At 75.9% G+C, this 13517-nt stretch carries 10 protein-coding genes; 2 read left to right on the plus strand and 8 right to left on the minus strand.

The window, feature by feature from the left end; translation table 11 throughout:
• Positions 1-127: 127 nt before the first annotated feature.
• The gene (locus ACFC0B_RS22020; protein WP_376088167.1) at positions 128-2794 is read right to left on the minus strand and encodes a SpoIIE family protein phosphatase; all 2667 of its coding nucleotides are present in this window, start codon (positions 2792-2794) and stop codon (positions 128-130) included.
• A 268-nt stretch (positions 2795-3062) separates the two neighbouring features.
• Between ACFC0B_RS22020 and ACFC0B_RS22025 the strand changes: the two genes are divergently transcribed.
• The gene (locus tag ACFC0B_RS22025; RefSeq protein WP_376088170.1) at positions 3063-3980 is read left to right on the plus strand and encodes a diiron oxygenase; all 918 of its coding nucleotides are present in this window, start codon (positions 3063-3065) and stop codon (positions 3978-3980) included.
• Positions 3981-4035: 55 nt separating this feature from the next.
• Entirely contained in the window at positions 4036-5736 is a 1701-nt protein-coding gene (locus tag ACFC0B_RS22030; protein ID WP_376088173.1) for a 4Fe-4S binding protein, read from the plus strand.
• Between the two features lie 297 nt (positions 5737-6033).
• Here ACFC0B_RS22030 and ACFC0B_RS22035 read toward each other — a convergent pair whose 3' ends face one another.
• From ACFC0B_RS22035 to ACFC0B_RS22065, 7 genes are all read right to left on the minus strand, one after another.
• Complete coding sequence (locus ACFC0B_RS22035; protein ID WP_376088176.1) at positions 6034-6492, minus strand: hypothetical protein; 459 nt, start codon at positions 6490-6492, stop codon at positions 6034-6036.
• A 197-nt stretch (positions 6493-6689) separates the two neighbouring features.
• Complete coding sequence (locus ACFC0B_RS22040) at positions 6690-7817, minus strand: PucR family transcriptional regulator (protein WP_376088179.1); 1128 nt, start codon at positions 7815-7817, stop codon at positions 6690-6692.
• 197 nt (positions 7818-8014) lie between these two features.
• Positions 8015-9031: an ABC transporter ATP-binding protein gene (locus ACFC0B_RS22045; protein WP_376088183.1), complete on the minus strand. Its 1017-nt coding sequence runs from the start codon at positions 9029-9031 to the stop codon at positions 8015-8017.
• Complete coding sequence (locus ACFC0B_RS22050; protein WP_376088186.1) at positions 9028-10047, minus strand: ABC transporter ATP-binding protein; 1020 nt, start codon at positions 10045-10047, stop codon at positions 9028-9030. Before ACFC0B_RS22050 ends, ACFC0B_RS22045 begins: the two co-directional genes overlap by 4 nt.
• On the minus strand, positions 10044-10907 hold the full coding sequence (locus ACFC0B_RS22055) for an ABC transporter permease (RefSeq protein ID WP_376088189.1): 864 nt from the start codon (positions 10905-10907) through the stop codon (positions 10044-10046). The genes ACFC0B_RS22050 and ACFC0B_RS22055 overlap by 4 nt, the downstream gene beginning before the upstream one ends.
• Complete coding sequence (locus tag ACFC0B_RS22060; protein WP_376088192.1) at positions 10894-11889, minus strand: ABC transporter permease; 996 nt, start codon at positions 11887-11889, stop codon at positions 10894-10896. Before ACFC0B_RS22060 ends, ACFC0B_RS22055 begins: the two co-directional genes overlap by 14 nt.
• Positions 11886-13457 carry an ABC transporter substrate-binding protein gene (locus ACFC0B_RS22065; RefSeq protein ID WP_376088194.1) on the minus strand — a complete coding sequence of 524 codons (1572 nt, stop codon included), beginning with the start codon at positions 13455-13457 and terminating at the stop codon, positions 11886-11888. The genes ACFC0B_RS22060 and ACFC0B_RS22065 overlap by 4 nt, the downstream gene beginning before the upstream one ends.
• Between the last annotated feature and the right edge of the window lie 60 nt (positions 13458-13517).

The raw sequence follows: 13517 nt of genomic DNA on the forward strand, positions 1-13517 counted from the left end.
CTCCCGGGCCGAGGAATGGGGTGCAGCGCTGTGGGAACGGTCGTGCTCGTCACCGGCGTGGCCCGCCACCTCGGCGCCCGCCTCGCCGGATATGTAGACCGGTCGGTATATTCCGCGCTGAGGTGGGTCAGGGGGTGGGGGGGAGGTCCTGTTCGGCCCAGATGGTCTTGCCGTGGCGGGTGTAGCGACTGCCCCAGCGGGTGGTGAGCTGGGCGACCAGGTAGAGGCCGCGGCCGCCCTCGTCGGTGAGGCGGGCGCGGCGCATGCGGGGCTGGGTGGCGCTGGGGTCGGAGACCTCGCAGGTGAGGCGTTCGGCGCGGATCAGGCGGACGCCGACCGGGCCGCCCGCGTAGCGGATCGCGTTGGTGACCAGTTCGCTGAGCACCAGTTCGGTGGTGAACACCAGTTCCTCCAGCCCCCAGGCGAGCAACTGCTCGGTGGCGGCCTCCCGGACCCGTGCGACCGCCGCCGGGTCCGCGTCCAGCGTCCAGCCCGCGGTGGCCTCCGGCGGCACCTCCCGGGTGCGGGCCAGCAGCAGGGTGACGTCGTCGGTGAGCCGGTGGGCGGGGAGGTCGGCGACGAGGTCCCGGCCGAGTTCCCGCAGCACCGGGCCGGCCGGCGGGACGGCGCCCTCCGGCGGGGCGGCCGCGGCGGCGAGCCGGTGGGACAGCTCGTCCATGCCCTCCTCCAGGTCGTCCGCGTAGCCGAGGAGCAGCCCGTCGGTGTACAGCGCGAGCAGGCTGCCGGGTTCGAGCTCGACCTCGGTCACCTCGAACGGCAGCCCGCTCACACCGAGCGGCGGCCCCGGCCGCAGGGGCACGTACGTCACCCGGCCGTCCGGCGCCGCGACGGCGGGCGGCGGGTGGCCGGCCGAGGCCATCGCGCAGCGCCGCGACACCGGGTCGTACACCGCGTAGACGCAGGTGGCGCCGAAGGGCACGGTCTGCTGGTCGTCCGGCGCGTCGAGGCCGCCGTCGGTCCACGCGCCGTGGCCCGCCGGGGGCCGGGTGGCCGAGGCCCCCGCGCCGAGGCCGTGACCGCCGCCGTCCTCGTCCTCCTCGTCCGGCCGTTCGGCCTCCACCATCAGCTGGGCGACCAGGTCGTCGAGGTGGACCAGCAGTTCGTCCGGCTCCAGGTCGAGGTCGGCGAGCGTCCGGACGGCCGTCCGCAGCCGCCCCATGGTCGCGCTCGCGGCGAGCCCGTGCCCGACGACGTCCCCCGCGACCAGCGCGACCCGGGCGGAGGACAGCGGGATGACGTCGAACCAGTCGCCGCCGATCCCGCTCGCCGTGTCGGTGGGAAGGTAGACGCTCGCGGTGGAGACCGCGGTGGTCTCGGCCTGCGAGGGCGGCAGCAGGCTGCGCTGGAGCCCGACGGCGGCGCGGTGCTCGCGCGCGTAGCGGCGGGCGTTGTCCAGCGCGAGGGCCGCGCGGTCGGCGATCTCGCGCAGCAGCTCCAGGTCGGCGGGCAGGTAGGGCGGCCGGTGCGGGGCGCGGTGGACGGTCACCCGGCCGAGCAGGCCGCCCCCGGCCCGCAGCGGGACGGTCATCGACGGGGGGAAGTCGGTGTGCGCGGTCTGCTCGCCGGGGTCGGCGTGCACGGCCACGCCGGTGGGCGGAGGCTCCGGCGCCGCCGGTCCGCCGACGGCGCCCGCGGGGCCGGCCGCGGACGCGACGGCGGTGCGGCGCAGCAGCACCCGGCCGTCCCGCCCCGGGGACGGCTCCGCGCCGGTGAACACGGCCTCGGCGACGTCGATCACCGCCAGATCGGCGAGCCCCGGCACCGCCCCGCCGTCCACCCGGCCGTCCACCGCCCCGCCCGACCCGACGGTCGCCGCCCCGGCCGGTCCACCGCCGGCCGCCCCACCCGGTCCACCGCCCGCGCGGGACGGCGGGGCGAGGACGGCGGCCAGCTCCTCCGCCGTCCCGGCGACCGACAGCGAGCCGCCGACGGCCGCCGTGGCCCGGTGCAGCAGGGCGAGCCGTTCGCCGGACCGGTGCAGCTCGGTGACGTCCGTGAACAGCGCGGTCACCCCGATGACCTGCCCGTCCGGCGCCTGCAGCCGGAACGCCGAGATCGCCATCACCGCGCCGCCGGCCGGGTCCTCGATGGTGCGGACGATCTCCTCCGCGCCGATCAGCGGCCGGCCGGTGCGCAGCACGTCGCGCAGCCCGCGTTCGACGGCGGCGGCGTCCCGCGCCTGGAGGAAGTCGCCGAGCCGCCGCCCGCGCAGGTCCGGCGGCAGGCCGCTGTAAGGGAGCAGATGGGTGTTGGTGCGGACGAGGCGCAGCCGCTCGTCGAAGACGGCCAGGCCGACCCGGTCCTGCAGGAACAGCTCGCGGGTGAAGGCCTGGTCCTGGCGCGAGCGGGCGATCAGCGGGCTGGGGGCGGCGAGCACGAAGTACCGGGGAGAGCCGGCGGGTTCGGCCTCCGGCGGCGCGGTGCCGGCGGCCTCGGCGGCACCGTCGGCGTCGGCGTTCCCGGCGGGAGCGTTCAGCGGCAGCACCTGGTAGGACACCGCGAGCCGCTCGCCGTGCCCCGAGCGCAGCACCGCCTCCCCGGACCAGCCCTCGGCCCGCTGCTCCGCGCTGAGCTCGGACATCGCCGGCCACCCGGCGGGGTCGGCGAGCAGGTCGTGCACGGGCCGGCCGTGGACCTGTGCGGCGCCGAGGGCGAGCAGCCGTTCCGCCTCCGGGGTCCAGCGGACGATGCGGCCGTCCGCGTCGAGCAGGGCGCCCATGGCGTCGACGACGAAGGGGGATCGGCCGCGGTACAGGGCGTCCGCCGTTTCCATCCGGTCCGCTCCTCTCCGTCGGCGGTTCGCTGCCGCGACCCCTCCATCATCCCCCGGCCCGGCGAGCCCGCCAGTTCCGCGCCACCGGACCGGGCGCCGCACCGGGTGTCGCACCCGGTACCTCGCCGGGCGCCGCACCGGGAACCCCGCCGGGCGCCGCACGAGACGCCGCGCGGGGGGTTCTCGGGCGTCCACTCTTATTGTAATCTCCGTCAATAAGCGGGGCGTGCGGGTTCCCGCGCAGGCCACGCACCTGACGGAGGCAGCCATGGCTCACCCGGCGGAACGCATCCCCACCCGGACCCACACCGCGGCCGACGACGACGTCTCCAAGCGGCTCCTCGACTCCGCCGCGACCCTCTCCTACGACCCGGCCGTCGAGATCGACTGGGACGCCCCGCTCCCGCCCGGGCAGTACGGGCTCAACCCGGAGTGGAGCACCCTCTACGGCACCGCGCTCTGGGCGGAGATGACCGAGGAGCAGCGGGTCACCCTCACCCGCCACGAGGTCGGCTCGATCATGACCACCGGCATCTGGTTCGAGATGATCCTGCAGCAGATGGTGCTGCGCGACCAGTACCTCAACAATCCGGCCGGCGCCGAGTTCCGCTTCGCGCTCACCGAGATCGCCGACGAGTGCCGCCACTCGATCATGTTCGCCCGCGCCTGCGAGAAGATGGGCATCCCCCAGTACCGGCCCAACCAGGTCGTCGCCCAGGCCGGGCGCGCCTACAAGACCCTCGCCCGCGGCGAACTCGCCTACGGCGGCATCCTGGTGGCCGAGGAGGTGCTGGACGTCATGCAGCGCGACTGGATGCGCGGCGAGAACGTCCTCGACATCGTCCGCGGGACGTCCCGGATCCACGTGGTCGAGGAGTCCCGGCACATGAAGTTCGCCCGCCAGGAGATCCGCGAGCGGCTGCGCGGGGCCGGCACCCTGCGCCGGCGCAACGCCGCCTTCGGCATCGCGGTCGGCGCCTACGTCATCGTCACCAGCATGGTTCACCCGTCCGTGTACAAGGCCGCCGGGCTGGACGTCGGACGGGCGCTCGCCGAGGCCCGAGCCAGCGAGCACCGCCGGGCCATGATGCGCACCAGCAGCCGCCACCTGATGGCGTTCCTCGCCGAGAACGGCCTGCTCACCGCCGCGGCGGCCAGGCTCTACCGGCGCATCCACATGCTCTGAACCGCCACCCGCCCCGCCGTCCCGGACCCCACGCAGCGAGGACCCCACCCCCGCCATGGCCTACGCGATCACCCGCACCTGCTGCAACGACGCCTCGTGCGTGTCCGTCTGCCCCGTCAACTGCATCCACCCCACGCCGGACGAACCGGACTTCGGCCGCACCGACATGCTGTACATCGACCCGGCCGCCTGCATCGACTGCGGCGCCTGCGCGGACGCCTGCCCGGTCGACGCCGTCTTCCCGGTCGACCGGCTGACGGGGCCCGACGCGGTCTACGGCGAGCTCAACCGCGACTGGTTCCGCGACCACCCCGCCGACCACGCCTGGGGCGCGCCCGTCTTCCCCCGCAGCCTGCCCGCCGGCCTCGACCTCGGGGCCGGCCCGCTGCGGGTCGCCCTCGTCGGCACCGGGCCGTCGGCGAGCTACACCGCGCAGGCGCTGCTGCGCTCCACCGGCGCCGAGGTCACCATGATCGACCGGCTCCCGGTGGCGGGCGGGCTGCTGCGGCACGGGGTCGCCCCGGACCACCAGTCGACCAAGCGGATCGCCGAGAGCTTCGCCTCCGTCTTCCACGACCCGCGGCTGCGGGTCCACCTCAACGTCGAGGTCGGCACCGACCTCGGCCACGCCGAACTCGCCGCCCACCACCACGCGGTGGTGTACGCGGTCGGGGCCGCCGCCGACCGCCGGCTCGGCGTGCCCGGCGAGGACCTGCCCGGCAGCCTGCCCGCCCTCACCTTCGTCCGCTGGTACAACGCCGAACCGACGGTGCCGGCCGACGCGGTCGCCCTGGACGCCGGGACGGGGCCGGGCGCCGAGCGGGCCGTGGTGATCGGCAACGGCAACGTCGCCGTCGACATCGCGCGGATCCTCCTCACCGACCCCGACCGGCTCGCCGCCACCGACATCGCCGACCACGCGCTCGCCGCGCTGCGCCGCAGCCCGGTGCGCGAGGTCGTCCTGGTCGCCCGGCGCGGGCCCGAGGACGCCGCCTGGACCGCGCCCGAGTTCCTCGCCCTCACCCAGCTCCCCGGCGTCGACGTCGTGGTGGACGACCGCCCGGAGGTCCGCGCCGCCCTGGCCGCGGCCCCCGCGGGGTCGAGCGCGGCACTGCTCGCCGGCCTCCCGCTGGAGCGGGTGGACGGCACCGCCCCGCCCCGGCCCGGCCGGCGGATCGTGCTGCGCTTCCACGCCGCGCCCGCCGAACTCCTCGGCGACGGCCGGGTCGAGGCGGTCCGCCTGGCCGGCACGGGCACGGGCACCGGCAACCGCGCCGACCTCGCCGGCACCGGCGACCTGCTGCGCACCGGCGACCTGCTGCGCACCGCCCTGGTCGTCCGCTCCATCGGCCACCGGGGCGTCCCCGTCCCGGGGCTGCCCTTCGACGACACCGCCGGCACCGTCCCGCACGCCGGTGGCCGCGTCCTCGACCCGGCCACCGGCCGGCCGCTGCCCGGCACCTACCTGGTCGGCTGGGCCAAGCGCGGCCCCTCCGGCGGCATCGGCGCCAACCGCGCCTGCGCCGAGGAGACCGTCCACGCCCTCCTGGACGACGCCGTCGCGGGCGCCCTGCCCATCCCGTCCGGCGACCGCAGGTCCTTCGACCGCCTGGTCCGCACCCGCCGCCCGGACGCCCTCGGCCTGCGCCAGCTGCGCGCCATCGACCGCGCCGAGCGCGCCCGCGGCGAGGCCACCGGCCGCCCCCGCGTCAAACTCCCCACCGTCCCCGCCCTCCTCGCCGCCGCCCGCCGCTGAGGCGGGGCCCCACGCCGCTCAGGGTCCGACGAGCAGCAGCACGATCCGGATCTCGGCGTCCCCGACCCGGTACCCCGGCGTTGTCCCGGGCGCCGCGTCATCCCCCGGGACAGCGACGATGCGACCGGAGACGTCGGCCCCGGAGGTGTGTTGAGCGGTCACGGGCGTGCCTCGCTTCGGCTGGGGCGATGTGAACGACCGCTGGAGGCGGTGTGTCCGAACCTACCGCCGAGCCGGATTCGACTCGCCGCCGACCGAATGAGTCGGATGGCCTGCTCTTCGGCCCGGTCGACGGGCTCAGCTGAAGAGGACGCCGAGGTCGAGAGGGGTGATGAGGAAGGTGTCCGTGGCCGGGTCGTGGGCGTGGAGGAGGGCGGTCCGGCCGGCCGGGACGGCGGGGTCGCCGGGCGGGGTGCGGACGGCGAGGAGGGCGGGGGAGCCGTCGTCGGTGGTGGTCTCGGCCCAGCCGGAGACGGTGGTGGCGCCGCCCGGGAGGACGGTGCAGACCCGGCCGACCAGGGGGAAGGGTTCGGAAGCGAGCAGGTCCCCGGGCAGGTCGTCGGGCAGTTCCCCGGAGGCGGCGTCGATGTGGGGATCGGCGCCGCACCCCCCGCTCCGGGTTCCGCCGGTGCGGCCGACGCCGTGCCCCCCGGTCACGACGTCGGCTCCGAGCCCGCTGAGCAGGGCCAGCAGCCAGTACTCGGCGGTCACCACCAGGGTCGGAAAGCCCGGTGCGGCCTTGAATTCCCCCCGCATCCGCCCGCGCCCCCTGACTTTCCGTCCGGCGCCGGACCCCCCGGGCGCCGTGGTGATCCTGTCAGGAGGAAAGCATCCGCACACTGCCAGGATCCGGCAATCTTGACGGTGTTTTGACACCTGAAAATATCCGGAAACCGCAAGCAACGCGGGGCCCGCTGAAACGTTCAATATGGCACGGTCGCGCTAGGAAACCGTCAGGACGGGAGCGGCTGCTCCGGCCAGTCGAGCAGCCGCGCGCCCATCACGGCGGTCTCCAGGGTGTAGCGGTGCAGGGCGTCCGCGGGGTCGTACCCGGTCAGGTCGCGGATGCGCTCCAGCCGGTAGCCGAGCGCGCGCACGCTCAGGCCGAGCCGCCGGGCGGTCTCGGCGTTCACGTACCCGGCCTCCGACTGGACGGTGATGGTCTCCAGCAGCGGGCGGGCCCCGCCGCGCGCCGCGGTGAGCGGGCCGAGCACGGTGCGCACCAGGTCGGCCATGGCGGCCCGGTCCCGCATCAGCACCGGGAAGACCAGCAGCTCCTCCGCGCGCAGCCGCCGCGCGGGCAGCTCCAGCCGCTGCGCGTACTCCAGCGTGCCGAGCGCCTCCTCGTAGCTGCGGACGATGCCGCCGGTGCCGGCGTGCCGGCGGCCGGTCGCCACCCGCTGCGCGGGCAGGTACCCGGCGCCGGGCCGCAGGGCCAGCTCGGTGAAGGCGGTGAGGACGGCCTGCTCGCCGTCGGAGGCGATGCAGACCAGCCGCCCGTCGCGGACGGCCAGCAGCAGGGTGCGGTCGTCGTAGCGGCCGGTCAGCTCGCGCAGCACCCGGTGCGCGGCGGGCGCGCCCTCCAGGTAGGGCTCGGCGGCGATGGCGACCGCGACGGTGTACCCGGCGGCCAGCCGCAGGCCGAACCGCTCGGCCCGCTCGGCGAGCCGGCCGAAGTCGGAGCGGCCGTGCAGCAGGTCGTTGACCAGCTCGCGCCGGTTGGTCTCCTCCTGGCGCACGGCCATCCGCTGGGCGCGCTCGTGGCCCTCGCCGAGGGCGCCGAGGGCGGCCTGGATGGCGGCGAGCAGGGCGTCGCCGGTGCGCCGCAGCTCGGCGGCGGTGGCGGAGCCGAGGCCGGGGAGGTGCTGCCAGGTGGCCCGGGTGGCGCCGAGGCAGGAGCCGACGAGTTCGCGCAGGCCGTGGCCGGCCTCGGCGCCGCGTTCGCCGAGTTCGCGCAGCCGCTCCAGTTCGGCGCGGCGCAGCAGGCGGCCGGTGCGGGAGACGTCGGTGAGCAGGTCCAGGCAGTGGTGGGCCAGCTCACCGGGGATGTCGGGTGCGCCGCTTCCGTTGGCCACCGTCATGTCGTCGTGTCCCGCCCCGGTCCGTCGGTGTGGTCCGGCCGGCCGGCTGGCGGGCACGCCGGTCGGCCGATCGGCTGTCCTGGCTGGTCAGCCGAGGTGTTCCCGCGGCGCGCTCCGGTGCCGGCCGGGCTGTCGGCTGCTCAGGCCGGGCATGCTACCGGGTCGGTGGACCCACCGTCCCGCCGCGTCGGCGCCGCCTACGGGGTCAGCGGCCGGTGGCAGGCGACGGTCCGCCCGGGCGCCACCTCGCGCAGCGCCGGCACTTCGTCCGCGCACTGCTCGTCGGCGAACGGGCAGCGGGTGCGGAACCGGCAGCCGGACGGCGGGTCGAGCGGGGACGGCGGGTCGGCGGGGAGCAGGCCGCTGTCGCCGAGCGGGCGGCCGGGCTCGGGGACGGCGGCGAGCAGGGCGGCGGTGTAGGGGTGGGCGGGTGCGGCGAGCACCTCCTCGGTGGGGCCCTGTTCGCAGAGCCGGCCGAGGTGGAGCACCGCGACGTCGTCGCTGACGGCGCGGACCACGCCGAGGTCGTGCGAGATGAACAGGCTCGCCAGGCCGCGCTCCTCGGTGAGCCGGCGCAGCAGGTTGAGCACGGTGGCCTGGGCGGAGACGTCGAGGGCCGAGACGGCCTCGTCGGCGATCAGCACCCGCGGTTCGGCGGCCAGCGCGCGGGCGATGGCGACCCGCTGGGCCTGGCCGCCGGAGAGCTGGGCGGGGCGGCGGTCGCCGAACAGCGCGACCGGCAGGCCGACGGCCTCCAACTGCCGCTCGACCACCGCCGCGCGGTCGACCGACGGGTCCGGGTGGGCGTCCAGCGGCTCGGCGACGAGGTCGCGCACGGCGCGGCGCGGGTTGAGCGAGGAGACCGGGTCCTGGAACACCATCTGCATCCGGGGGCGCAGCGCCCGCAGTGCGCGCGGGCCGAGCGCGGCGAGGTCGGTGCCGTCCAGAGTGACGGTGCCGGTGGTGGGCGGGGGCAGCCGCAGCAGGGCCTTGGCGATGCTGCTCTTGCCGGAGCCGGACTCGCCGACCAGGGCGAGGGTGCGGCGCTCGCGCAGTTCCACGTCGACGCCGCTGACGGCGTGCAGCGGGCCGGAGCGGGTGCGGTGGACCACGGACAGCCCGGTGGCCCGCAGCACGACGGGGGTGTCCCCCTCTACAGGAGCGGGAGCGGGAGCGGGAGCGGGAACGGGAGCAGGAGCAGGGGTGGGGGTCATGCGAGGGTCTCCTCGGCCTTCGCCGGCAGCGCGGCCGACGGCGTGAGCGGGAAGTGGCAGGCGGCCGTGTGCCCGGGCCCGGCCCGGTGGAGCGGCGGGGCGTCCGTGGAGCAGAGCGCCTCGGCGCGCTCGCAGCGCGGTGCGAACGGGCAGCCGGGCTGCGGCCGGGAGAGGTCCGGCGGCGAGCCGGCCACGGCGGGCAGGGTGCGGCGCAGCGGTCCGGTGACCCGCGGCACCGAGCGCAGCAGGGCGGCGGTGTAGGGGTGGGCGGGGGTCTCGGTGACGGCCTCGGTGGGGCCGGTCTCGACGATCCGTCCGCCGTACATGACGGCGATCCGCCGGGCGCGGCCGTAGAGCAGGCCGATGTCGTGGGTGATCAGCAGGGTGGCCAGGCCCCGGGTCTCGCGGTGCCGGTCGAGCAGGTCGAGCACGGTGCGCTGGACGGTGACGTCCAGCGCGGTGGTGGGCTCGTCGGCGAGCAGCAGGGCGGGGGAGCCGGCCAGCGCGGCGGCGATGCCGACGCGCTGGCGCAGGCCGCCGGACAGCTCGTGCGGGTAGGCGCGGGCGCGCCGGGCCGGGTCGGGGACGTCGACGGCGGCAAGCAGCTCGGCGGCGGTGCGCAGCCGTTCCCGGCGCGGCATCCGGCGGCGGTTGGTGAGCGCCTCGGTGACCTGGTCGGCGATCCGGACGACCGGGTTGAGCGAGGTCATCGGGTCCTGGTGGACCATCGAGACGCCGGTGCCGAGCAGGTCGGCGCGCCGGGCGGCGGTGGCGGTGAGCAGGTCCTCGCCGTTCAGCAGGACCGAGCCGGTGGCGGTGGCGCGGGTGGTGCGCGGGTGGACGCCGAGCACGGTGCGGGCCAGCACCGACTTGCCGGAGCCGGACTCGCCGACGACGCCGAGGCACTCGCCCGTGGCGATGGCGAGGTCGATGCCGTGCAGCACGTGCAGCGTCCGGCCGTCGGGGGTGTGCAGGGTGGTGTCGAGCGAGCGGACCTCCAGAACCGGGGTGGTCATCCTCGCCCTCCCTTCGAACGGAGCTTGTCCCCCAGGTAGTTGAGGGCGAGGACGGTCAGGCAGAGCACCGCCGCCGGGGCGAGCGAGATCCACGGGGCGCTGCCGAGCGTGGTCCGGCCCTCGGCGATGATGCCGCCCCAGGACGGCTCCGGCGGGCGGAGCCCGAAGCCGAGGAAGCTGAGCGAGCCCTCGGCGACGATGGAGACGGTGGTGGCGGTGAACGCGAAGGTCAGCGCGATCGGCGCGACGTGCGGGACCACCTCGCGGAGCAGGATGCGCAGCGGCGCGGTGCCGATCATCCGGGCGGCCTGGACGAAGCCGCGCTCGCTGAGCGACAGCACGACGGCGCGCACCACCCGGGCGAAGTGCGGCACGGTGAACAGGCCGATCAGCGCGCCGATCAGGGTCAGGCTGGGGCCGCGCAGCGAGACCGCGATCATCACCAGGATCAGGGTGGGCACGGACATCAGCAGGTCGGCGGCGAAGCCGATCACCTTGTCCACCGGCCCGCGGAACCAGCCGGCCGCCACGCCGAGCGCCCCGCCGCCGAGCAGGCCGACGGTGATGGTCAGCCCGGCGACGGTGAAGGAGGCGCGGGCGCCGGCCACGGTCCGCTGCAGGACGTCGCGTCCGGCGGCGTCGGTGCCCAGCCAGTGGCCGGGGCCGGGGGCGGCGGAGGGGTGGGCGAAGTCGCCGTGCAGCGGGTCGAAGCCGGGCAGCAGCGGGAGCAGCAGGGCGGCGAGCGCGACGACGGCCAGCCAGGTGCCGGCGGCCAGCATCCCGACGGACGGGCGGCGGCGCCCCGCCGCCTTGCGCGGGGCGGCGGCGGTGGTGACGGGGACGGTCTCAGCGGCGCTCATCGGCGATCCTCGGGTCGATCGTGCGGTACAGCAGGTCCACGGCGAAGGTGGCCGCCACCACGGCGACGGCGCTGACCACCACGACCCCCTGCACCACCGGGAAGTCGCGGCCGTTGATCGCCCCGGAGACCAGGGTGCCGACGCCGGGTACCGCGAACAGCGACTCGACCAGCACCGAGCCGCCGAGCGAGGTCCCGATGCCGATGCCGACCAGGGTGACCAGCGGCAGCGAGGAGGGCCGCAGCGTCCGGCGCAGCAGCAGCCGCGCGGTGCCCATGCCGCGGCTGCGGGCGGCGGCGATGTAGGTCTGGTCGAGGGTGTCGAGCAGCTGGCCGCGCAGGGTGCGGGTGAAGACGGCGGCCTCGGTGAGGCCGAGGGTGAGCGCGGGCAGCACCAGGTGGCGCAGGTTCTCCAGCGGGTCCTCGGTGAACGGGGTCCAGCCGGTGGCCGGCAGGATCCGCAGCTGGACGGCGGTGATCCAGATCAGCAGCAGGCCGAGGACGAAGCCGGGCACGGCGAGCCAGACGAACGCGCCGGCGGTGGCGATCCGGTCGACGGCGCCGTCCGGCCGCCAGGCCGACCAGAGCGCGACCGGCAGGGCCAGGCCGAGCGCCACCACCTGGGCGGCGACGAAGAGTTCGAGGGTGACCGGGATCCGGTCGGCGAGCTCGGTGGTGACCGAGACGCCGGTGGAGAGCGAGTGGCCGAGGTCGCCGTGCAGGGCGTCGCCGAGCCAGCGCCAGGTGGCGGCGAGCACGTTCTCGTCCAGGCCGAGCTTGGCCTCGTAGGCGGCGACCTGCTCCGGCGTGGCGGTGGGGCCGAGCGCGGCGAGGGCGGGGGAGCCGGGCATCAGGTGCGGCAGGGAGAGCGCCGCGACGGTGACCAGTAGGAGCACCGCGGCGGCCCGTCCGAGCCGCCCGGCGGCGCGTCCCGCGATGCGCAGCGCGGTGGGCAGTGCGGTGGGCAGTGCGGTGGGCGTCACTTCTTCACCCACAGCGCGGCGGGGGAGACGTTGACGACGGTCCGCCGGGAGACGTCCGGCAGGCCGCCGGTCCTGGCGGAGGCCAGGAAGCCGACCTGGTTCTCGGTCAGGAAGATCATCGGGGCGTCGTTCACGACCTCCTGCGCGGCCTCCTGGTAGGAGCGGGCGCGCTGGGCCGGGTCGACGGTGCCGCGCCCGGCGGCGATCGCCTGGCCGGCCTTCGGGCTGTTCCAGCCGGTGAAGTTGTAGGGGGCGTCGGGCGCGTAGAGGCTGGCCAGGGCGGTGTCGGTGTCGCCGAACATGCTGGTGACGAAGTCCATCACCTGGAACTTGCGCTGGAACATCGCGGTGCCCAGGCCCGCCGGGTCCTGCGGCTTGATGGTCATCTTCACGCCGGCCTCGGCGAACATCTGCTGGAGCACGGTGGCCCGCTGCTGGCCCTCGGGGCGGCTGTCGACGAGGTACTCGAAGGAGAGGTCGGGGTGACCCGCCTCGGCGAGCAGGGCGCGCGCCTTGGCCGGGTCGTGCGCGGGGTAGGAGGCGTCACCGGCGATGCGGTAGGGGGAGGTGGAGGCGATCGGGCCGTCCGAGACCTTGCCCTGGTCGAGGTAGACGACCTTCTCGACGGCCGAGCGGTCCACCGCGTACTGCAGCGCCTTGCGCACCCGCGGGTCGTCGAAGGGCGCGGCCTTGGTGTTGAACAGCACGGTGGAGGTGGAGCCGGGGCCGGTGGCCACCCGCAGGCCGTCGCCGGCGGCCTGCTTGAGCTGGGCGGGGGTCTCGGTCCAGACGAGGTCGGCGTCGCCGGAGCGCAGCGACTGGTAGCGGCTGTCGGTGTCCGGCAGCACCTTGTAGACGAGCTTGTCGGCGTGGCCCTTGGCGCCCCAGTAGGAGGGGTTGCGCACGAGGGTGGCGGAGACGCCCGGCTGCACGCTCTCCAGCGTGTAGGGGCCGGAGCCGACGGCGGGGGCGTCGGCGGCGGCCGGGGCCTCGGAGACGTAGCCGAGGGAGCGGGTGAAGAGGCTGGGGAAGGCGGCGTTGGGGGACTTGAGGGTGAAGCCGACGGAGGTCGGGGAGTTCACCGCCATGGCGCCGATGGTGGCGGCGTCGGCGGCGCAGCCGCACTTGGACTCGGGCTTGGCGAGCCGGTTGACGTGGTCGACCACGGCCTGCGCGTCGAGCGGCTTGCCGTCGCTGAAGGTGACGCCCTCGCGCAGCTCCAGCGTCCAGGCGGTGGCGTCGGCGTTCGGGGTGAAGGCCTTGGCCAGGTAGGGCTGGACGGCGCCGTTGTCGCCGTTGACCATCAGCGGGTCGTAGAGCGCGTTGGCCAGGATCATCAGCGGCATCGAGGTGAGGGCGGTCTCGGCCGGATCGAGCTTGGTGAAGGGGCGGTCCAGGCCGATTCTCAGGGTGCCGCCGTCGACGGCGGGGCCGTCGTCCTTCGGCGCGGAGCCTGCGGCGGTCGAGCCGCCGGAGACCGTGTCGTCGGACGCGGAGCAGGCGGAGGCGGTGAGGGCGAGGGCCGCCGTGCAGACCGTGGACGCCAGGACGAGCGTGTGCCGCTTCATGATTCCTCGGAGGGTTCGGGGGGCTTCGGGGGAGGGGGAAGACCGGCGGGCGCAGCCGGA

The sequence above is a fragment of the Kitasatospora sp. NPDC056184 genome (genome assembly GCF_042268405.1).
Lineage (GTDB): Bacteria > Actinomycetota > Actinomycetes > Streptomycetales > Streptomycetaceae > Kitasatospora.